Genomic DNA, 22,149 nt, shown 5'->3' with positions numbered 1-22,149 from the left:
GCAGATGGCTTCTATATAACAAAAAGGGATACAAATATCTCACTTTCAAAGGAGGAAGAAAATGAAAAGGGCATTAACCAAAAAAGTTACAGCTGCTATTACACTTGCAGCAATGACTATGAGTGCTGTTGGATGTGGCGCAACATCAAATGGTGGCGACGCTACTACAGCAACATCTACAGAGGCAACTGAGGACACAACTGCTACAGAGACAACTGACGAAGCAGCTTCAACAGAAGATGCAGCTGATGCAGATGCTGACGCTGAGACTGCTGATGCAGAAGACGCTGGGGACACAGAAGAGGCAGAATCTTCTGAAGGCGGCGATCTCTATGAAGTAAAGACAGATGCAGATGGTAACCCTATCGATCTCGGCGGTATGGAAATCATCATTCGTGACTGGTGGTCAGGCGACCCGACAGAACCCGCAAACGATTATGAAGAGGCTCAGCAGGAGTACAGAGATTGGGCTCAGGAGACCTACAACTTCACAATCAAGCAGCAGGCTATTTCTGACTGGGGTTCAACACCTGCAGATTTCGTAGACTACGCTACAACAGGTGGCGATGAGAACTATATCTGGATCCTTCGTGATGATCCGGCTATTACATCTGCTATTTCCAGCGGACTTATGTATGATCTTTCAACACTTGATTGCCTTGATTTCAGCAAGGATAAGTTCCAGAGAAACCTGCTCCACGAGCAGTATGGTAAGGATGGTCACATCTATGCTATGTATGCTGGCTATTCAGAGCCCAGAACAGGTGTATATTTCAACAAGAGACTTCTTACAGAAGCTGGTATCGATCCTGAGTCAATTTATGACATGCAGGCAGACGGAACATGGACATGGGATGCTTTCGAAGATCTCCTTTCCAAGGTTCAGCGCGATACAGACAACGATGGTGTTATCGATGTTTATGGTATGACACTTAACGAAGGTGTTATGACAACTGAAGCTATCTTTGCAAACGGTGGTGACATCGTAGGTAAGGATGCAAGCGGTAAGTACACATATGATCTTGAGAGCCCTGAGACACTTGAAGCTCTTGAGTGGACAGTAAAGATCTTCTCTAACTACGATGCAGAGAAGGCTAATCCTGAGGGAGCTGAGTGGGATTACTACAAAGAGCAGTTCCTTAACGGTCAGGCAGCTTTCCTTGTAGAGGATGAGTACGCAGGATGCCCTGGTAACTTCCTTGAGGATATGACTGATGAAGTTGGTTTCGTAATGTTCCCTAAGGGACCTAAGGGTAAGAATTACATCAACGTATGGACAAACAACCCGGTTGCAATTCCTGCTTGCTATGATGCTGACAAGGCTTGGAAGCTTGCATTCGCTTGGGATCTTTGGACAAACCAGCCTGAAGGCTATGAGGACTTCAATGGTAACATCTCAACAGCACGTAACGGTATCTTCGATACAAGAGCTGTTGACGAGACAATCACAATGATGACTCAGCCTGAGTACGGCACAATTGCTTACCACGGCATGATTCCTAACATGAACATTGGTTCAGACTTCATCTGGAACATCACACCTGATTGTGTTGTTTCTGAGCAGGTTGAAGCTATTGCTGATACATGGAAGGCTTACATTGATGAGGCAAATAAATAATATCTGCTTAACCAGATAAGTAGAGAATTTGAGGGGCGGCTTTGAATGGTCGCCCCTTTTTTAATCCAATTTGCGCGAGCGTAGGGATTTCGCGAGAGAAAAGCTATTTTCAGTAAAAATGGAGAAATAAGTTATGAGTAACAAGGTTAAATTTCATCTTCCGGGATTACGCTATAATTTCCCGTTAAACATGTTTTGGATAAGCATGATGGAGCAGCATCCTGAATATTTCAGAGAAGGAGTGGAGATTGCATCATTTTTTGGAGCATTTCCCCTTGCATTGTGGAACGGAGGACGTTTTTTAGGAAACGATCAATGTGATGCAGGATTTGTAAAAAATGTTGTAAAAACTATAAATTCAAAGGGAATACCAATCAGATATACCTTTACTAATCCGCTTCTTACCGAGGAAGATTTGGATGATCCTTTCTGCAATTTCTGTATGGAAGTTGGCGATAACGGAATGAATGAAGTCCTTGTCTTTTCAGAGATTTTGGAGAAATACCTGAGGGAAAAATATCCTTCATATCATTTCAACAGTACTACCTGTAAAGAGATTCGTGATGTTGAGTCACTTAATCAGGAGATGGAAAAGGACTATAAATACGTAGTTCTTGATTACAATTTAAATAATAAGTGGGATTTACTTAAAGAGGTTGAGCACAAAGAGAAGCTTGAAGTGCTTATAAACGCCTGCTGTGTACCGGATTGCAAGCGCAGAGGAGACCACTACAAAAATATAGCTATAAATCAGAGAACAACCCTTGAGAACAGAAAACTTCCCAAGGATAAACAAAAGCCCATAAAGCCCTGGACCTGCGAATATGGCGACAAAAACTGTATTTATACGATTCAGGAGTATTCCACATTTGTTTCTCCGGAAATGATCTGGGAGAAATATGTGCCTATGGGTATAAATAACTTCAAGATAGAAGGTAGAACAGGAAATCTGTTTTCACTTATAGAAACCTATAGTTTTTACATGCTTAAGCCTGAGAAGGTTGGTGAAGCAAGACTGCTCCTTCTCAGAAATCTTGAAAGCTCAGGAATAATAACCGTTAACAAACCAAGACCCGGCAGATGGCCGTGATATAAGATTATAGGAAGAGTAGATATATAATTTATGCTTTTTCAGAGAGAGTAGATATATAGTTTTATGCCCTTTAAGAGAGAGTAGATATATAGTTTTATGCCCTTTAAGAGAGAGTAGATATATAGTTTTATGCCCTTTCAGAGAGAGTAGATATATAATTTTATGCCTTCCCCTTGGGGGGAAGGTGTCAGCGAAGCTGACGGATGAGGGGATTCAGCCATCAGCAGAAAGAGGAGACCATGAGTACAGAAGAAAGAAAGGGACCTGTAGCCCCTAAAGACCCTACTAGGAAAAGACCATATTTTTACATAATGCAGGATAAGCAGATATTTGCTGCACCACAACCCGATGGAAGAGGAATTCAGTTCATTTATGAGGATATGGGCAGACTTCCGGATTCAGCAAAGCTTCAGGGTAATGTAACTGATGAAAACATCCTTAATATGCTCACAACAGCAGAAGGCTTTAGAAAGCTTGTGCACAGTATTGGAGTGTCTGTAACCGAAGAAACCAGAAAAGAAGAGGTTACTTTTGTACTTCAGATGTATGGACAGAATCAGGGGGATCCCGCAACAACAGTAAGCAAGAGGTTTGTGGCTGACGGATCAGAGCAGGTCATTGACCTTACAGATATTGCCTGGTGCGAGACTGATAAGGTTCCGGGACAGATCAGATTTGAATATGACAGATCAGGTATTCAGTCAATGGTTGACGTATGCCTTTATTTAAACGATGGCTATGAAGCACCGGAACAGATTACAGACAGTGCTATAGATTTTGAGTCAGATGCTTATAAGCAGATGATACACAGATCTATTATGCAGAAGGGTAACCTGGAAAGACTTCATAAGGTTACCGAAAAGGCAAAAAGGGGAGAGGATGTTACACTTTCCTTTATCGGAGGCTCCATAACACAGGGAGCTGGTGCTATTCCGATTCATAAAAAATGCTATGCGCGTATTTACGCGGATGCTTTTGAGGAAAAATATGCGAATGGCGGAAAAGTAAACCTTATTAAGGCAGGAGTGGGTGGAACTCCTTCTGAGCTTGGCATGATCCGTTTTGAGAGAGATGTACTTCGCGATGGTAAGGAAAAACCTGACCTTATCGTAATAGAATTTGCTGTTAATGATGAGGGTGATGAGACAAAGGGCGTATGCTATGAGAGCCTGGTAAGAAAATGTCTGGCACTTCCCTGGAAACCCGCTGTTGTGCTTTTATTTGCAGTATTTTCATATGACTGGAACCTTCAGGACAGACTATCTCCCATCGGTGAGAGATATGAGCTTCCCATGGTAAGTGTGTTAGATGCGGTATCTCCCCAGTTTGGACTTATGCCGGGAGAAGGCAGAATTATATCTAAAAAGCAGTTTTTCTATGATATCTATCATCCAAGTAATTATGGCCATATGGTGATGCGTGACTGCCTGATGGACATGACAGACGAGGCTGATAAATGCACAGAGTTCGCAGAAGAGGGCAATCTTCTTGATAGAGAGCCTGTTCTCGGGGCTGATTTTGAAAAGGTATACCTTATTGATAGTAAGGACCTTAGCAGTGCTGAGGTATCAGTAGGTGCATTTTCAGGTACTGATAAGATGCTGCAGATGGTCGAGATGGACAGCGAGGTTGTGCCTGTAGCGGAGTTCCCTAACAACTGGTACTACGATGGAAGCTCGGATAATCCGGTGCCATTCCGAATGAAAATCAGCTGTAAGAAGCTACTTATCGTGAATAAAGACTCAGGGGAACATGATTTTGGAACGGCAGAAGTATTTGTGGATGGTAGGAAAGTATTGGATGTGGATCCGCATGTAAATGGCTGGACTCATTGCAATCCGCTCATTATTCTGAACGGACCTGAAGCATCACTTCACGAGGTAGAGGTACGTATGACAAAGGGTGATGAGAGAAAGAAGTTTACTATTCTTGGATTTGGTGTTGTATGATTTGAGTCGGACAAAGTACACATCAAGACATCATGCTAATATGATGTCTTGATGTCAATAATGTTCTATCAAGTACAGGAGATAAATAAATGAATAATACTTCATGGACTCAGCTATGGCTGGATTACGAAAAAAAGAGGGGAAAAGTAAGTTTAGACAAAGATAACATAGCCGTTCTGATTGATGGATTTACAGAGAATAACAGGATTATCAAAAGTATTAAGAATGAGCTTTTAAAAGCCTTTAAGGGTCTTTATGGGAAGGAAATTCTTTTTGCTGAAAAAGAAAGTAGCATAGATGAGAGTACCTATAGGATAGCTATTACAAAAAGCGAAAATATGGCTTCAGAGGGCTATCTTATTGATGCAGAAGACAAAGGTATAGTGATTAATGCTTCTGACGAAAATGGAGCCTTATACGGCGTTTTTCATGTGATTCGTGAACTTATGCGCGGAACTAAACTCAGAGAGATCAAGGCTGAGTGTAAACCTTCCAATCCTCTTAGAATGATGAACCACTGGGATAATATGGATGGCAGCATTGAGCGAGGCTATTCCGGAAGATCATTCTTTTTCGAAAATGACAACTTTTATATCAATGACAGAACACGTGATTATGCCAGGATGATGGCAAGCACCGGAATAAATGGCATAGTAATTAACAATGTTAATGTTAAGGATGCAGCTACTGATCTTATCACAGACAGATATTTCTTCAGAGTGGCAGAGTTATCCGAGTTGTTTGCTGATTACGGTATTAAGTTATATCTTTCACTTAATTTCGCATCACCCATTGAGCTGGGGGGATTAAAAGTATGCGATCCTCTTGATGAAGAAGTGATTAAATGGTGGGATGAAAAGTTTGCCGAAGTGTACAAGAATGTTCCTCTTCTTGGGGGATTCCTTGTAAAGGCAGATTCTGAGGGAAGACCCGGACCATTTACCTACGGCAGAAACCAGGCAGATGGTGCAAATATGCTTGGAAAGGCGATTGCTCCTTATGGTGGAATTATAATCTGGAGATGCTTTGTCTACAATTGCACTCAGGATTGGAGAGACCGCAAAACAGACCGTGCCAGAGCCGGCTACGATTACTTTAAGGGATTGGATGGAGAATTCCTTGATAACGTCATTTTACAGATAAAGAACGGCCCTATGGACTTCCAGATAAGAGAACCTGTTTCACCCCTTATCGGAGGCCTTACGAAGACAAATCAGATGCTTGAGGTACAGATAGCTCAGGAGTACACAGGACACCAGATAGATTTATGTTACCTGATGCCTATGTTCAAAGAGGTTCTGGATTTTAAGACATATTGTAGTAAGGACAAGGATACGGTTGCAGACGTAGTAAGCGGAAGAACTTTTGGTAACAAGCTTGCGGGAATGGCGGCTGTTATAAACACAGGAGATGATACAAACTGGACAGGTAACTATCTTGCAGCGGCTAATCTTTACGGCTTTGGCAGACTTGCCTATAACACGGAATTGTCTTCAGAGGAAATAGCAAGAGAGTGGGTACAGATGACATTCAATCTTATTGAAGATGAAACTGACAAACTGGTTTCCATGCTCCTGAATTCCAGAGGGATTTATGAAAAGTACACAAGTCCTCTTGGAATTGGATGGATGGTTACACCGCATGATCACTATGGCCCCAGTGTAGACGGATATGAGTATTCAAGATGGGGAACCTATCACAGAGCAGATCATCTTGGAATCGGTGTAGACAGAACAGATAAAGGTACGGATTATGCTCATCAGTATTATCCTGAAAATGCTGAGAGCTACAATGATCCGGACAAGTGTCCTGAGGAGCTTTTACTGTTTTTCCATCATATAGCCTATGATAGAAAACTGGGGGATGGCAGAACGCTCATCCAGTACATCTATGATAGCCATTTTGAAGGAGAAGCTGAAGCAGAGGAGCTTTACGAGACCTGGAAAGGCATGGAAGCTCATGTGGAGCCTGAGGTTTTTGCATCAGTATGTCACAGATTTGAGATGCAGATAGCAAATGCTAAAGAATGGCGAGATCAGGTTAACTCATATTTTTACAGAAAGAGCGGTATCCCTGATGAAAAGGGAAGAGAGATATTTTAATAAGGGTTACGTTATTGTTTGCTCGGCTATATGAGAAGGGGTTCATAATAGCTGCTCAAATGAGGAAAGGTATGGTATGAACAGACAAGAAGCAAGAGAAAGAGCAAAAGAGCTCGTCAGTAAGATGACTGTGGAGGAAAAGGCCTCCCAGCTTAAATTTGATGCTCCGGCAATAGACAGGCTGGGGATTCCTGCATATAACTGGTGGAATGAGGCACTTCACGGTGTTGCCCGTGCAGGCACTGCAACAATGTTCCCTCAGGCCATCGGACTTGCAGCTGCATTTGATGAAGAGCTCATGGAATGTATTGGTGAGATTACTGCAATTGAGGGACGTGCAAAGTACAATGAGCAGTCAAAACGTGGGGACAGAGATATCTATAAGGGATTAACTTTCTGGGCTCCCAATGTAAATATATTCCGTGATCCCAGATGGGGAAGAGGACATGAGACTTATGGTGAAGATCCTTTCCTTACAAGCAGACTTGCGGTTCCTTTTGTAAAAGGAATGCAGGGTGACGGTGAATATTTAAAGGCAGCTGCATGTGCAAAGCATTTTGCGGTACACTCAGGACCTGAGGGTGAGCGCCATCACTTTAATGCAATTGCATCCAAGAAGGATTTGGAAGAGACTTACCTTCCTGCATTTGAAGCTTGCGTAAAAGAGGCAAATGTAGAAGCTGTCATGGGTGCTTACAACAGAACAAATGATGAGCCCTGCTGTGCTAATGAGGAATTGATGAATGGATACCTCCGTGGAAAATGGGGCTTTGAAGGTCACTATGTATCAGACTGCTGGGCAGTGCGTGATTTCCATGAAAATCACAAAGTAACAGGAGCTCCGGAGGAGTCAGTAAAGCTTGCTCTTGAGACAGGCTGTGATCTTAACTGCGGATGCACCTACCAGAAGGTTATGAATGCATATCGTGCTGGAATGCTTGATGAGAGCGTAATCACAGCTTCCTGTGAGCGCCTCTTTACCACAAGATTCCTTCTTGGAATGTTTGATGAGACAGAGTATGACAAGATTCCTTATACAGTAGTAGAGTGCAAGGAGCACCTGGATGTTGCTCACAGAGCAGCAGCTGAAAGTATGGTTCTTCTGAAAAATGACGGACTTTTACCGCTTAATAAGGAAAAGATCGGAACCATCGGAGTAATTGGTCCTAACGCTAATTCAAGATCTGCCCTTGTAGGAAATTACCATGGCACATCATCAAGATATGTAACTGTTCTTGAAGGCATCCAGGACTATGTTTCGGAGAATACACGAGTTATGTATTCCGAAGGATGTGATCTTTGGAAGGAAAATGTAAGCGGTCTTGCGGATCCCAATAAGCCTGACAGAATGTCAGAAGCACTTACTGTTGCTGAATATTCTGATGTTGTGGTAGTTGTTGTGGGCCTTGATGAGACTCTTGAGGGAGAGGAAGGCGATACAGGTAACCAGTTTGCTTCCGGCGATAAGATTGATCTTAATCTTCCTTTGTCACAAAGACAGCTCCTTAAAGCCGTTTTAGATGCAGGAAAGCCTACAGTAGTCATTAACATGTCAGGTAGTGCAATTAACCTTTCTGAGGCTCAGAACAAGGCAGGTGCAGTACTACAGACCTGGTATCCCGGTGCAAGAGGAGGAAAAGAGGTTGCAAAGGTACTGTTTGGTGAGCTTTCACCTTCAGGCAAGCTCCCTGTAACATTTTATAAGTCATCTGCGGATCTTCCGGATTTCAGGGATTATTCCATGAAAAACCGTACCTACAGATACTTTATGGGAGAGGTTCTGTATCCTTTCGGATATGGTCTTACCTACGGAGATTGCAGTGTTAAGAGCCTGGTAGTAGAGCCAAATGATCAGGGTAACGTTAAAAGCGAGTTTAGTAAGGCGGATGGCACTGAGTTCCAGGGAGTTATTGTGAAGATAACATTAACTAACAACGGATCTGTTGCAACAGATGATGTTGCACAGCTTTACATCAAGGATACCGGTTCACAGTACTCGATTCCAAATCCCTGCCTTTGCGGATTTAAGAGAGTTCATCTTGAGCCGGGAGAGGAGAAAGAAGTAACTATATCAGTTGATGCAAGAGCGTTTACTTCTGTTGATGGTGATGGCAATAGAAAGATTTTCAGTGATTCCTTCCGTATCTATGCAGGTGTTTCCCAGCCTGATAGCCGCTCGGAGGAGCTTACAGGACATAAGTGCGTGTTTGAGGATGTAAAGATCTGATTTTCCTTGTAGGCAGGATGAGTTAATTTGTCATATTAGATCATAAAGGTGCCATTTTTGCCATGAAAATGGTACCTTTTTTGATTTTATGGGCGTATAGTTGAATGATATATATACAACATAAAAAGGGAGAATATTATGAAAAGAAAAGTAATGGCATTACTGCTTGCGACGGCATTGTTGGCAACAACCGCTTGCGGTGGGAGCGGAGCAAATTCAGAAAAGACAACAAGTACAGAAAGTGTTGAAAAAACAGAAGATACAGAAAGTAGCGCGGCTGTAAGCGAAGAGGCAGAAGATAACAGTTCTGAGGAAGTATTAGATGCAGAAACTGAAAAATCTGAGGATGAATCTGAAACTGAAAATACCGAAGAATCAGATGGTAACAACACAGAAGAAACAACAGAAAAGACAGAGGAAGAACCAGAATCCGAAACAACATCTTCTGACAATTCAACCGGGGAGGACGATATGACACAGACCCCTGCATGGGAAATAGTAAGCCAGATGACAATCGGCTGGAATTTAGGAAATACCTTGGATGCACATGAAGATAGCATCAAAATCACAGATGCACCTTCGAAGCAGGAAACCTGCTGGGGAAATCCCGAGACCACACAGGAAATTATTGATGCGGTTTTGGATCTTGGCTTCAATACAATAAGAATACCGATAACCTGGAAGGCACATATTGATGAGAATAACAACATAGATCCTGCATGGATGGACAGAGTCCAGGAGGTAGTTGATTACGCATACAATAAGGGGGCTTTCGTAATTATCAACGTTCATCATGAGGACTGGAACTATCCTTACTACGATAATCAGGATGCTGCATCTGAGAAGCTGGCTGCTATCTGGACACAGGTCTCAGAGAGATTCAAGGATTATGATACACACCTTATTTTCGAGCTTCAGAATGAACCCAGAAAAGTTGGCACAGATCTTGAGTGGAATGGCGGTGATAAAGAGGGAAGAGAAGTAGTAAATGCTGTAAATATGGCAGGTTATGAAGCAATAAGAGCATCCGAAGGAAACAATAAGAACCGCCTTATCATGTTCCCCGGCTACGCTGCCAGCAATCAGACCAACTGTCTTATGGCAATAAAGCTTCCTGAAAATGATGACTGTGTTGCAGTTTCTGTTCATTCCTACACACCTTACGAATTTGCTCTTCAGATTCCCGGAAGAACAACCTATGACAATGATCATGGTGATCTGGACAGACTCTTAACAGATATAAACAGAATCTTTTTCTTCAAAAATGTTCCTGTTATCATCGGAGAATTTGGCGCAATGAATAAGGATAATGAATCTGAGAGAGCAGAATGGGTAAGCTATTTTCTTAAAAAAGCAAGAGAGATGAACATTCCATGTATCTGGTGGGACAACGGACAGTTTGACGGAAGCGGTGAGAATTTTGGAATAATCGACCGCAGGACACTTGAAGTTCCGTATCCTGATTTGATTAAGGCAATTCAGGAATACAAATGAAGGGATAAAACAATGGAAGAACAGAATTTTAGGAAAAATCCGATAATTACTGATATCTACACAGCAGATCCCGCTCCTACGGTATATGGGGATACTCTTTATCTCTATACCACACATGACGAGGATGAGCTGATAAATGATTTTTACACCATGAAGGACTGGAGATGCTTTTCTACAAAGGATATGGTGAACTGGACAGATCATGGTGTGATTTTTTCACTTGATGACATCGCATGGGCTGATGACAGGGCATGGGCGCCTCAGGCCATTGAAAGAAATGGAAAATATTATTTGTACTGTCCTGTTCATAAACGAAATGGAGGGATGGCGATTGCAGTGGGAATATCTGACAACCCGGCAGGTCCGTTTAAGGATCTGGGACACCCTCTTGTTGATGAAGGGGATTGGAATGATATAGACCCGACGGTTTTCATAGATGATGACGACCAGGCATATCTTTACTTCGGTAACCCCGAGCTTAGATACGTACTTCTTAATGAAGATATGATTTCATATGATAAGGAAATCGGAGTGGTTAAGATCCCCATGACGGAGGAATCCTTTGCAAAAGGAAGCCATGATACCGGGACATCCTATGGCGAAGGCCCGTGGTTTTATAAAAAGAATGGTATATACTATATGGTATATGCTGCATTTGGAGTAGATAAAAGGGATGAACATCTGGCATATTCTACATCAGATTCACCGACAGGACCCTGGAAATATGGTGGAATTCTTATGACGGAAGAAGGTGGTGTCTTTACAAATCATCCGGGAATCGCAGATTTTAAAGGACATTCTTATCTGTTTTATCATACCGGTGACCTTCCGGGTGGAAGCCTGTTCCACAGAAGTGTATGTGTTGCGGAATTTAAATACAATGAAGATGGCTCGATTAATACGATACCAAAGTGTGACGGAGTAGAAAAAATCAAGTGAATATACACCCTGTTATCATTGATACAATGGTAATGGGGTGTTTTTTTATATATTAGGAAATTCCTCCGGATTTCCTAATATATAAAAAACGCTCCGCTATGGATGCGCACTCGCGCGTATGGTATTTGTTGCATAAATGCAACCGCGCTCGGCGCGAGCATGTTGCAAGCAACATGCTTTTTCATGTGAACAATTCTGCAGGATAATGTCCGTAAACGAACAGAGAGCTTCTTGCAGAAAAAGGCTTTAAATAAAGCGGCATAAAAATATCCCCGATACTATTTTGATATGGTATCGGGGATATTATATAAATTAAATTTTTATCGATTCTGCTGTGTATCGTTGGTGGAGAAGGTAGCTTGAGCATTGGCTTGCCTTAATGCTGCGACTGGATCTGCACCACGGGTCTGTTTTGTACTTTGGAGCATTCCACCGCCGACAGCGTCAAGATCATCATCTGATAAACGATTATTTTTATCTAATTCATTAGCATTTTTAGCTTCCATTACAATACCTCCTTTTTATGAGTAACTTAAGTTGATGTTTTATTCTTTTACATATATATACGATTCAGATATTCAAATGGCGACATATTTGAAAAAATTTTCAGTAAAAAAATTTTTTATTAAAAATGTCGCATTTTCATAGCCATATTCGTATATAAATATAAAAGAACAGATCAGGAGGTGGCATTGAATGGGATGAAGGATATAGAGTATATTTTTAAAAACGCCAAGTTTTCTGATGATGGACACAAATCACGATTGCATGAAGAACTTTTTAATGACAAAATAGTTTCATATAAAAGAAATAATAATGGAGGTAAATATATGTCAGATGATAAGAATCTTTCCAATACACCATTAGGTAATGAATTAACCGACGATGATCTTGATAATGCTGCAGCCGGTGTTTTTTTTGCCAGTCTGGGTGGTGGACCAAGTATTGCAAATACTTCAAGGATCGCAACAAAATTAGGATGCGCACCCCTTGGTTCAAATCAGGCAAAAGGATCTAATGCGATATTTATTCAGGGACAGAATAATCAGGCGAATACACTTTCAGGTGGACCGGGTCCGAATCCGGATGGTACTACAATTTGCTGAAAACTTAATATTTGATTTTTGTAAAACCTTGCCATTCATTACCGGCAAGGTTTTATTTTTGCATAATTGTTTTGGAAACCATAAATTTTTTTATGAAATATTCCTACATAATTTATAAATTTGATCAGGGGATAGGGTAAAATGAAAGTGGTGATTTATGGTGAAGGAGGTTATTCCAATGGCTGAAAATTCCATATTTAGAAATAAGAGTATAGAGAGAGTTTCGTCTCCTGAACAACTTAATGACTATATTCAGGTTACAACACCTTCAGTCTGGATTATTCTGCTTGCAGTAATAATTCTTATTGTAGGGATGCTTATATGGGGAATTTTTGGAGAGATTCATGTAAAAACCGAACAGGGTGAAAAGGTAGTGGCGCCTATTACAACAATTCTTGAATGATAAAGGAATGACAAACTATATGGAAAAGGGGAGTAATAGAAAAATTAAATCTCCGGTGACAGGTGGGGTTGCAAAGGTCCCTGTAGTAATGCAGATGGAGGCCTTAGAATGTGGTGCCGCTTCACTTACCATGATATTGGCATACTATGAAAAATGGATTCCGCTTGAGCAGGCCAGAGAGGATTGCGGAATATCACGTGACGGTTCAAAAGCAGGTAATGTCGCAAGAGCCGCCAGATCTTATGGGCTGGAAGCACAGGGCTATCGCTTTGAGCCGGAGGAGTTAAAAGAAAAGGCTTCATATCCCTGTATTGTTCACTGGAATTTCAATCATTTTATAGTTCTAAAGGGCTTTAAAAACGGGCATGCTTACATAAATGATCCCGCAAGAGGTGACGTAGTTCTTACGGAAGAAGAATTTGATGAAGGCTTTACAGGTGTGACTTTGCTGTTTGCGCCCGGAGAGAGTTTTGAGCCATCAGGCAAGAAAAAAAGCATGGCTGATTTTGCCAAAAAGAGGATGGAGGGTACAGGTAAGGCCTTTGCTTTTGTTGCGATAACTACAGGTACAGCTTCATTGTGCCTTTTAATAACTGCGGGACTGGCTAAATTTTTTATGGATTACCTGCTTACAGGTAATAATCCCAATATGGTAGTTCCATTCCTCGTGGTTATATCCCTTGTTGCGGCTATTCAGATCATAGTTCAGTGGATCTGTGCTATTTATTCTTTAAGGATAAGCGGTAAATTTGATGCAGTGGGTAATGCCACATATTTTTGGCATGTTCTAAGACTCCCTATGAGATTCTTTTCACAGAGAATGGCAGGCGACATTGAACAGAGGAGACTTACAAATGCGGTCATTGCCAATCTTTTGGTAAATACCTTTGCTCCTCTTATTATTAATGCCGCAATGCTTGTATTCTATCTGATTTTCATGATTAATTATTCAGTAGTAATGACGCTTATCGGGGTGAGTGCAATAATCGTTAATCTGTTAGTTTCTCAACTGATAAGTGATAAGCGTGTTAATATTACGCGTGTTCAGATGAGGGATGCAGCGAAGCTCTATTCAACAACGGTGTCCGGAATAGAGATGATAGAGACCATAAAAAGCAGTGGTGCAGAAAATGGATTTTTCCGTAAGTGGTCCGGATTTCAGGCAAGTGTTAATGCTCAGAATGTGAAGCTTGAAAAGCTTAATGCCTATTTTGGAAAACTGCCGGTTATAGTTATGAATCTGACAAATAATCTAATATTGATAATCGGCGTCTATTATGTCATGACCGGTAAGTTTACTGCAGGTACAGTTATTGCTTTTCAGGGACTTTTTGCACAGTTTCTCGGGCCTGCTCAGTCCTTTGTAAATGCGGGACAGAGCCTTCAGGAGATGCGTACCGAAATGGAACGTATTCAGGATGTTATGGAATATCCGCTGGATCCGGCTGTGGAGAAGCCTGCTGCGGTTAAGTCTGCGGATGAGAGTAAAGCAAAACTTTCTGGACGGCTGTCAATGCGTGACATATCATTTGGCTATTCAAAGCTTTCTCCGCCACTTATTCAGAATTTTAATCTGGAATTACAACCCGGGAAAAGTGTGGCCTTTGTAGGTGGATCAGGCTGTGGTAAAAGTACCTTAAGTAAGCTCATTTCGGGGTTGTATCAGCCTTGGAGCGGGGAGATACTTTTTGATGGAAAACCCATGGATGAGATAGACAGAGAGGTATTTACCGGTTCTGTTGCTGTTGTCAATCAAGAAGTAATTCTCTTTGAGGACACTATTGCCAATAATATAAAGATGTGGGACCAGTCCATCGAGGATTTTGAAATGATACTTGCTGCCAGAGATGCGCAGATTCATGATGATGTGATGCAGCGAGATGGCGGATATCAGTACAAGCTTACAGAAGGCGGACAGAATTTTTCCGGTGGACAACGCCAGCGTCTTGAGATAGCAAGAGTTCTGGCTCAGGATCCAACCCTGATAATTATGGATGAGGCAACAAGTGCTCTTGATGCACAGACAGAATACAACGTAGTAAAGGCAATCAAAGACAGGGGAATTACCTGTGTGGTAATAGCTCACAGACTTTCCACCATTCGCGATTGTGATGAAATTATTGTCCTTGATCATGGCGAGGTTGTGGAGAGAGGCACTCACAGTGAGCTTATGGCGAACGGCGGCGTATATTTGCAACTTGTAGCGAGTGAGTAGTCCCCTCCTCCGTCAGCTTCGCTGCCACCTTCCCCCCAAGGGGAAGGCAAAAAAGATAAACATAAAGCCTTCCCTTATGGAGGGAGGAAAAGAAGATAAACATAAAGCCTTCCCTTATGGAGGGAGGAAAAGAAGATAAACATAAAGCCTTCCCTTATGGAGGAAGGAAAAAAAGATAAACATAAAGCCTTCCCCTTGGGGGGAAGGTGGCACGAAGTGCCGGATGAGGGGAAAAGGAGTCCTATGAACTGGTTTGATGAACAAATAGAGCATAGAGAAAATGCCGACATGGATGCCTTCGAAGATTCATGTCTTCGCATCGCGGGCTCCGTCATGGGGAAAAAACTAACGGCAGCGTTGCATGACGAGAGAGAACAGACAAAGGATGCAATAGGTGAAATCCTAAAATATTACCATGTGGCACCCCGTGAAATTCCGGAAAAACTCAAAACCATCGATGAAATTCTTGAATATCTCCTAAGACCTTACGGCATTATGACGCGAGAAGTAACCTTAAGGAAAGACTGGAGAAAAGACGCATCAGGTGCCATGCTGTCTACTGTAAAAGGGACAGATAAAGCTGTCGCGCTCATACCCACAGGGATGTCAGGCTATAGATATACGGATCCTGAAACAGGAAAGAAGATGAAGGTAAAGAACGCTTCCGAAAGCCTCATTTCAGAAGTGGCAATTGCCTTCTATAAGCCATTTCCATTAAGAAAAATGGATGGCATGGATCTATTTAAATATATTTTGGAAAATGTTGACAGAGGGAGCCTTAATGCCTACATATTGTTTGCGATTATAGCTGCAGTTATAGGAATGGTGATTCCTGTTCTCAGTAAAAGCCTGCTTGCAGATGTGGCAGTATCTACAAACGTTATGGCACTTATAGCCATTGCAGTTTTTATGCTAAGCGCTTCTCTTAGCAGTCTCTTGTTTGGTACTGTGCGAGATCTCTTTCTGCAGCGTATTGCCCTAAAACTTGATACAAACGTGCAGGCAGCAACCATGATGAGGATCTTGACACTCCCGGGCAGATTTTTTAAGGATTATGCCTCAGGAGATCTGTCCTCCCGCGCTGAGTATATGAATATTCTGGTGACGCAGTTGGTAAGTATCGGGCTGTCTACAGGGATTACGGTTCTGTTATCTTTTGTTTATATTATTCAAATCTTTTCGTTTACTCCTTCGCTTGCGATTCCGGCGCTTACAGTGACGCTGCTTGTAATTATAGTGACTGTAATCGCTGTTCTTGCGGCGTCCAGGGTAAACCGTATTCAAATGGAGCTTGCGGTAAAAGAGAGCGGCCTTGCTTATGCATTGGTTTCGGGAATAGAGAAGATTAAACTGTCGGGAGCGGAGAGAAGAGCCTTTGCGAAATGGGGAAGAGCATACTCAGAGCAGGCCATATACAAATACGATCCGCCATTACTCGTAAAGACCAGCACTGTTTTGACAACAGCCATTTCGCTTGTGGGAACAATCGTAATATATGGGATTGCAGTAAAAACTCATGTGAATATCCCTGAATATTATGCATTTAATGCGGCATTTGGCATGGTAAACGGGGCATTTGTAGTATTTTCTCTCATGGCTGCAAGTATAGCCCAGATTGACCCGATTTTGAAGATGGTACGCCCCATTATGGAGGCTGAACCTGAGATATCTGAAGACAAGCCTGTAATAGATAAACTCACCGGAAATATTGAACTCAGTAACGTGTTTTTCAGATACAGTGATGATATGCCGCCTGTAATTGATAATTTAAGTCTTAAAATAAAATCCGGACAATACATAGCGATTACAGGGAAAACCGGGTGTGGAAAATCGACACTTATGCGAATTTTGCTGGGATTCGAGGTTCCACAGCGAGGAGCGGTTTATTATGATGGAAAAGACCTTAAGTCCATTGACTTAAAGTCTCTTAGAAGCAGAATTGGAACAGTAATGCAGAGTGGATCACTTTTTATGGGTGACATATACTCAAATATAGTGATTTCGAAACCTGAGCTTACGCTTGATGAGGCTTGGGAGGCCGCTGAGCTTGCAGGTATGGCAGATGACATACGTGCAATGCCAATGGGAATGTTTACCATGATTGCTGAGGGCTCCGGAGGAATATCCGGTGGGCAAAAACAGAGACTAATGATAGCCAGAGCCATTGCACCAAAGCCCAGGATTCTTATGTTTGACGAGGCCACCAGTGCACTTGATAACATAACACAGAAACAGGTATCGGATTCACTGGAATCCCTTAATTGTACAAGAATTGTGATTGCACATCGCCTTTCTACGATAAAACATTGTGATAGAATCATTGTCCTTGATAGTGGTAAAATTGTAGAAGATGGAACCTATGATGAATTAATAGCTAAAGACGGCTATTTTGCAGAACTTGTTAAGCGCCAGCAGGTAGAAGAAAATGATGGATAAACCGACATTTGAAGAAATCTATCTTTCCTGCTATGACAGGGTGTACAAGATAGTATATATGCGCATTCTGGACAGGGAGAATACCGAGGATATTGTACAGGAAGTGTTCATAAAAGCAATGAATGCTTATGAGCGATTTGATCCGGAAATAGCCTCGCCATCTACCTGGCTTTCCAGAATTGCGGCCAATTCGGTGACCGATTACTTAAGAAAAAATGCAAAACAGGACATAATATCCTTTGATGAATATGTGGAGTCAGGATATGAAACCGGGGTCGAGGACAAAGAGCTTCTTAACCTCACGGATGAAAATGCAAGATACGCCTATACTATTTTAAAAGATTTGAAAGATTCGGAAAGGGAACTGCTTATGCTCCGATACGGAATGGAGCTATCTTATGGGGAAATTGCAGAGCATATCGGATCAAATGAAAAGGCTATTGCAAAACGTATGGAAAGACTGCTGGAAAAATGCAAAAAGATTGCTGAAGAACAGATAAACACTTGATTATTAATAATAAGTAGATAAAATATTAAGCAAGTATCAGCTTTCTATAAAAAAAGCATAAACACTGGTTTTGCACTAATCAATTATGATAAAATACGATTATTCACACAATATCGTGTTTATAAATGAGGGGGAAGGAATGATGTGTAAGATGAGAAGGTTTTTATCAGTGGCGTTGTTGGCTGTTTTGGTATTAACGACTTTACGTTTACCTGCTAAGGCAGACGGATTTGATGCCAATTTTTACGCAAAAAAGTATCCGGATGTAGTTGCGGTCGTAGGAAATGACCCCGCAGCTCTTTATAATCATTATGTTACCTATGGGGCAAAGGAAGGCAGATCACAGAATCAGGCAGAGGATACTGCAAAGTACCAGGCTATTCTGGATGGACAGGCTCCGGCTCCTGCCGCAGCACCGGCAGCTCCTGCAGCACCTGCGAATCAGCCGGTAAACGGACTTCCCTACAGCACCTACGTGGACATTGATCTGGCTGCTCAGACAATGACCTATTATGAAAATGGTCAGGTTGCACTGCAATCACCTATAGTTTCCGGAAATCCTAACCGTGGTAACGGAACACCTACCGGAACATACACGATTCAGTCCCATATTGCCGGAAAACGCCTTATAGGACCCACCTGGAATGTATGGGTTGACAGATGGATGCAGTTTACTCCTAATCCTTGCCATATTGGACTTCATGATGCAAGTTGGAGAAGTTCTTTTGGCGGAGAAATCTATAAGTCAAACGGATCTCACGGATGTGTTAATCTTCCGCACGATGTTGCAGTTGCTCTTTTTGACAGAGTAAATGTCGGAACACCGGTAGTTGTTCACTGATATATTTTATGCAAAAAATGCTAAAGCGGACAAAGTGTATTGGATACATTTTGTTCGCTTTTTTACTTAAATAACCATATAATTAATGTGTTATACTAATTTTTCTTAGATAAGAGGGTAATTATGGCAAGAAAAAAAGAATCCGTATTCGATCAGCGACTTTCCAAATTTTATGATGAATTAAAATGGCTTTACGGCGAGCTTTATCATGGAGATGAGCAGGCTTTTTCCTATTTTGTATCAATGCTCAGGCATTTTTATGATGAGAGGGACAAAGATCTTAAGGAATGGGATGAAAAAAAGGAAAAGAATCCCGGGTGGTACACCGGCTGCAATATGCTAGGAATGCTTATGTATACCGGATGCTTTGGCGGGAACCTGCAGGGAGTAAGGAGCCACCTTGACTATGTTCAGTCAGTTGGCGTCAATTATATCCATCTTATGCCGCTTTTGGAGAGTCCGAAGGATAGAAGTGACGGCGGATACGCTGTGGCGGATTTCAGGAAGGTTCAGCCTGAGCTGGGTACCATGGAGGATTTATACGATCTTGCAAAGGACCTTCATGAGAGGGATATGAGTTTATGCCTCGATTTTGTAATGAATCATACAAGTGAAGATCACGAGTGGGCTATACGCGCGAGAAGAGGTGAGAAGGAGTTCCAGGACAGATATTTCTTCTTTGATGACTGGAACGAGCCAAACGACTATGAGGAGACAGTGCCTCAGGTATTTCCGCAGACTGCTCCAGGTAATTTTATTTGGTGTTCCGAAGCCGGGAAAGTTGTAATGACCACGTTTTATCCCTATCAATGGGATTTAAACTATAGAAATCCTACTGTTTTTAATGATATGACAGCCAATATGCTCTTTTTATGCAACAAGGGTGTTGATATCATTCGTCTTGATGCGGTTCCGTACGTATGGAAAACGCTTGGTACCAACTGCAGAAATCTTCCACAGGTTCATACACTTGTGCGTATAATGCGAATAGCCACGCAGATAGTATGCCCCGGAACGCTTCTTCTTGGAGAAGTCGTAATGGAACCTTCAAAGGTAGTACCTTATTTCGGAACAGTTGAAAAGCCGGAATGTCACATGCTGTACAACGTAACTACCATGGCAAGTACCTGGCATACAGTTGCGACGAAGGATGTAAGGCTTCTTAAACATCAGCTTGGAATAGTATTTAATCTTCCCAAGCAGTATATTTTCCTGAATTATCTAAGATGTCATGATGATATCGGATGGGGGCTGGATTACCAGTTTTTGAGAGGCTTTAGCGTCGAGCAGGTTTCGCATAAACGCTATCTGAATGATTACCTTAGAGGTGCGCTATGGGGGTCATCTTCGCGAGGAGAGCTCTACAATGACGATCCCAAGCTCGGCGATGCGAGACTGTGTGGTACAACGGCGTCTCTTTGCGGAATTGAGGCTGCGGAATATGAGATTGATGAGAGGAAGCTTGACTGGGCAATTACGCTGGATATTATGCTTCATGCATTTTTGCTTACGCAGAGTGGAATACCGGTTTTGTATAGTGGGGATGAGATAGGCCAGCTAAATGATTACACCTATCATGAGGATCCGATAAAATGGGGAGACAGCAGATATCTCCACAGGGGTAACTTTGACTGGGAAAGTGCTAAGCAGAGACGTAGAAAGGGAACCAGACAAAAGAGGCTGTTTGATGGAATAAAGAAGCTGACTACCATAAGAGCGAAGCATCGCGTATTTGACAGTGCTGCGGATGCCTGGATCGTGGAAACATGGAATGAGCATGTTCTTGGAATTGGAAGATATTATAACGGCGAGAAACTGATTGCGCTGTTTAATTTCGGTGATTATGAGGAAACTGCGTGGATTAATGAGGAAGGTAACTACAAAAATGCATTAACCGGCAAGAAGTGTGTGGCAAAGGATATTGTGATACCCGCTCATGATTTCATATGGCTGATTTACTAGGGATTATTCGCATCTTAGGATAAAAAGTTGACTTGATAAAAGAAAAGGAGTATAAAGTATTTTATACAAATAAGTTGCATAAAACATATGTAACGCTCACATGGAAATAATATGTTTGATCAGAATACATTGGAACTACTAATTGGCTCTTTTCCCAAGATACTTGAATATGGATTAAGAGTTACGCTGCCGCTTGCGGCTATAGCATTTGTGCTTTCCACAGTTTTATCGGTTTTTGTGGCAATGGTACAATACGCTAATATACCTGTTTTAAGGCAGATTTGCAGATTTTATATATGGATAATCAGGGGAACCCCTCTGCTGGTGCAGCTGATGGTTGCTTTTTACGGACTACCGCTTCTTGGGGTTCATTCTAATCCGTTTCTTATGGCAGTAATTGTTTTTACCATCAATGAAGGTGCATACAGTGCAGAAACCATGAGGGCGGCAATGGAGGCTGTTCCTGCGGGACAGCTTGAAGCAGGCTACTGCGTCGGTATGAATTATATGCAGATTATGTGGCATATTATTTTACCGCAGGCTTTCAGAACAGCATTTCCGTCATTGTTTAATTCTCTTATAAGCATGGTCAAGGATACTTCTCTTGCTTCGAGCATCACAGTTGTTGAGATGTTTACACGTACCAAGCAGATAGCGGGACAGTCATATAATTACCTTCCGTTGTACCTGGAAGTTGCGGTTGTTTACCTGCTTTTCTGTACAGTTCTGACCTTTATGCAGAAGAGGGGAGAGCTGGTGCTTGGAAGCTACGGCGTGAGGAAGTAGCAGAGGTTTATTATGTCATTACTTGAAATAAAGAACTTACATAAATCCTTTGGCAGCAATATGGTGCTAAAGGGAATAAATCTGGATATAGAAAAGGGCGATGTCGTTTCAATCCTTGGACCTTCCGGCTCGGGGAAAACAACATTTCTTCGTTGTATAAACTTTCTGGAAAAGTCTGATGATGGTGAGATGGATTTTAACGGGAAAAAGTATGCGCTGACGAATATAAGCGGATCTGACATATCTTTTATCAGGAAAAGAACCGGATTTGTTTTTCAAAATTACAATCTGTTTGCCAACAAGACTGTGTTACAGAATGTGACGCTGGGACTTACTTCAGCGAGACATGTTCCGAAGCATGATGCTGAAGAAAAGGCGTTGAGCGTACTTGAAAAGGTCGGAATGAAGGAAAAAATAGTCCAATATCCCAGTCAGCTTTCAGGTGGACAGCAGCAGAGAGTTGCTATAGC

At 42.0% G+C, this 22,149-nt stretch carries 17 protein-coding genes; 16 read left to right on the top strand and 1 reads right to left on the bottom strand.

Annotation, left to right across the window (positions count from 1 at the left end; translation table 11 throughout):
• Window positions 1-61 precede the first annotated feature (61 nt).
• From G602_RS0107585 to G602_RS25715, 7 genes are all read left to right on the top strand, one after another.
• On the top strand, window positions 62-1,618 hold the full coding sequence (locus G602_RS0107585) for an ABC transporter substrate-binding protein (RefSeq protein ID WP_026658462.1): 1,557 nt from the start codon (window positions 62-64) through the stop codon (window positions 1,616-1,618).
• A 133-nt stretch (window positions 1,619-1,751) separates the two neighbouring features.
• Complete coding sequence (locus tag G602_RS0107580; RefSeq protein ID WP_026658461.1) at window positions 1,752-2,708, top strand: hypothetical protein; 957 nt, start codon at window positions 1,752-1,754, stop codon at window positions 2,706-2,708.
• 242 nt (window positions 2,709-2,950) lie between these two features.
• Window positions 2,951-4,660, top strand: coding sequence for an SGNH/GDSL hydrolase family protein (locus G602_RS0107575; RefSeq protein ID WP_026658459.1), 1,710 nt, complete (start codon window positions 2,951-2,953; stop codon window positions 4,658-4,660).
• An 89-nt stretch (window positions 4,661-4,749) separates the two neighbouring features.
• On the top strand, window positions 4,750-6,762 hold the full coding sequence (locus tag G602_RS0107570) for an alpha-glucuronidase family glycosyl hydrolase (protein ID WP_026658458.1): 2,013 nt from the start codon (window positions 4,750-4,752) through the stop codon (window positions 6,760-6,762).
• A 76-nt stretch (window positions 6,763-6,838) separates the two neighbouring features.
• Entirely contained in the window at window positions 6,839-8,989 is a 2,151-nt protein-coding gene (locus G602_RS0107565; RefSeq protein WP_026658457.1) for a glycoside hydrolase family 3 C-terminal domain-containing protein, read from the top strand.
• A gap of 138 nt (window positions 8,990-9,127) precedes the next feature.
• Entirely contained in the window at window positions 9,128-10,483 is a 1,356-nt protein-coding gene (locus tag G602_RS25720) for a glycoside hydrolase family 5 protein (protein ID WP_049945115.1), read from the top strand.
• Between the two features lie 12 nt (window positions 10,484-10,495).
• Complete coding sequence (locus G602_RS25715; protein WP_049945114.1) at window positions 10,496-11,422, top strand: glycoside hydrolase family 43 protein; 927 nt, start codon at window positions 10,496-10,498, stop codon at window positions 11,420-11,422.
• A 320-nt stretch (window positions 11,423-11,742) separates the two neighbouring features.
• Here G602_RS25715 and G602_RS0107550 read toward each other — a convergent pair whose 3' ends face one another.
• A complete protein-coding gene (locus G602_RS0107550) occupies window positions 11,743-11,928 on the bottom strand; it encodes a hypothetical protein (RefSeq protein ID WP_026658456.1) in 186 nt (61 codons plus the stop codon).
• A 186-nt stretch (window positions 11,929-12,114) separates the two neighbouring features.
• Here G602_RS0107550 and G602_RS0107545 point away from each other — a divergent pair, with 186 nt between their 5' ends.
• From G602_RS0107545 to G602_RS0107505, 9 genes are all read left to right on the top strand, one after another.
• Entirely contained in the window at window positions 12,115-12,528 is a 414-nt protein-coding gene (locus G602_RS0107545) for a hypothetical protein (RefSeq protein ID WP_196808615.1), read from the top strand.
• Window positions 12,529-12,706: 178 nt separating this feature from the next.
• Window positions 12,707-12,931 carry a hypothetical protein gene (locus G602_RS0107540; RefSeq protein ID WP_026658454.1) on the top strand — a complete coding sequence of 75 codons (225 nt, stop codon included), beginning with the start codon at window positions 12,707-12,709 and terminating at the stop codon, window positions 12,929-12,931.
• Window positions 12,932-12,938: 7 nt separating this feature from the next.
• Window positions 12,939-15,146, top strand: a complete 2,208-nt coding sequence (locus G602_RS0107535; RefSeq protein WP_242835523.1) for an NHLP family bacteriocin export ABC transporter peptidase/permease/ATPase subunit — start codon at window positions 12,939-12,941, stop codon at window positions 15,144-15,146.
• A gap of 243 nt (window positions 15,147-15,389) precedes the next feature.
• Window positions 15,390-17,582, top strand: coding sequence for an ATP-binding cassette domain-containing protein (locus tag G602_RS0107530; protein WP_026658451.1), 2,193 nt, complete (start codon window positions 15,390-15,392; stop codon window positions 17,580-17,582).
• Complete coding sequence (locus G602_RS0107525) at window positions 17,572-18,090, top strand: RNA polymerase sigma factor (protein ID WP_026658450.1); 519 nt, start codon at window positions 17,572-17,574, stop codon at window positions 18,088-18,090. Before G602_RS0107530 ends, G602_RS0107525 begins: the two co-directional genes overlap by 11 nt.
• A 139-nt stretch (window positions 18,091-18,229) precedes the next feature.
• Window positions 18,230-18,931, top strand: coding sequence for a L,D-transpeptidase (locus G602_RS0107520; RefSeq protein ID WP_242835521.1), 702 nt, complete (start codon window positions 18,230-18,232; stop codon window positions 18,929-18,931).
• 123 nt (window positions 18,932-19,054) lie between these two features.
• Window positions 19,055-20,893 carry an alpha-amylase family protein gene (locus tag G602_RS0107515; protein ID WP_026658448.1) on the top strand — a complete coding sequence of 613 codons (1,839 nt, stop codon included), beginning with the start codon at window positions 19,055-19,057 and terminating at the stop codon, window positions 20,891-20,893.
• A 111-nt stretch (window positions 20,894-21,004) separates the two neighbouring features.
• Window positions 21,005-21,679 (top strand): amino acid ABC transporter permease, encoded by a 675-nt coding sequence (locus G602_RS0107510; protein ID WP_026658447.1) that lies wholly within the window; start codon window positions 21,005-21,007, stop codon window positions 21,677-21,679.
• A gap of 12 nt (window positions 21,680-21,691) precedes the next feature.
• Window positions 21,692-22,149, top strand: a 458-nt coding sequence (locus G602_RS0107505; RefSeq protein WP_026658446.1) for an amino acid ABC transporter ATP-binding protein, incomplete at its 3' end; no start/stop codon positions are given.

Source organism: Butyrivibrio sp. AC2005 (genome assembly GCF_000424145.1).
GTDB lineage: Bacteria > Bacillota > Clostridia > Lachnospirales > Lachnospiraceae > Butyrivibrio.
Note: the sequence above shows the minus strand (reverse complement) of the source record. Positions and strands in the feature narration are given on the sequence as shown.

Coding starts and splice junctions, on each gene's coding strand:
- G602_RS25715 (WP_049945114.1), top strand. CDS start 10,496: ATGGAAGAACAGAATTTTAGGAAAAATCCGATAATTACTGATATCTAC.
- G602_RS0107515 (WP_026658448.1), top strand. CDS start 19,055: ATGGCAAGAAAAAAAGAATCCGTATTCGATCAGCGACTTTCCAAATTT.
- G602_RS0107530 (WP_026658451.1), top strand. CDS start 15,390: ATGAACTGGTTTGATGAACAAATAGAGCATAGAGAAAATGCCGACATG.
- G602_RS0107510 (WP_026658447.1), top strand. CDS start 21,005: ATGTTTGATCAGAATACATTGGAACTACTAATTGGCTCTTTTCCCAAG.
- G602_RS0107550 (WP_026658456.1), bottom strand. CDS start 11,928: ATGGAAGCTAAAAATGCTAATGAATTAGATAAAAATAATCGTTTATCA.
- G602_RS0107540 (WP_026658454.1), top strand. CDS start 12,707: ATGGCTGAAAATTCCATATTTAGAAATAAGAGTATAGAGAGAGTTTCG.
- G602_RS0107575 (WP_026658459.1), top strand. CDS start 2,951: ATGAGTACAGAAGAAAGAAAGGGACCTGTAGCCCCTAAAGACCCTACT.
- G602_RS0107535 (WP_242835523.1), top strand. CDS start 12,939: ATGACAAACTATATGGAAAAGGGGAGTAATAGAAAAATTAAATCTCCG.
- G602_RS0107585 (WP_026658462.1), top strand. CDS start 62: ATGAAAAGGGCATTAACCAAAAAAGTTACAGCTGCTATTACACTTGCA.
- G602_RS0107580 (WP_026658461.1), top strand. CDS start 1,752: ATGAGTAACAAGGTTAAATTTCATCTTCCGGGATTACGCTATAATTTC.
- G602_RS0107570 (WP_026658458.1), top strand. CDS start 4,750: ATGAATAATACTTCATGGACTCAGCTATGGCTGGATTACGAAAAAAAG.
- G602_RS25720 (WP_049945115.1), top strand. CDS start 9,128: ATGAAAAGAAAAGTAATGGCATTACTGCTTGCGACGGCATTGTTGGCA.
- G602_RS0107525 (WP_026658450.1), top strand. CDS start 17,572: ATGATGGATAAACCGACATTTGAAGAAATCTATCTTTCCTGCTATGAC.
- G602_RS0107565 (WP_026658457.1), top strand. CDS start 6,839: ATGAACAGACAAGAAGCAAGAGAAAGAGCAAAAGAGCTCGTCAGTAAG.
- G602_RS0107520 (WP_242835521.1), top strand. CDS start 18,230: ATGATGTGTAAGATGAGAAGGTTTTTATCAGTGGCGTTGTTGGCTGTT.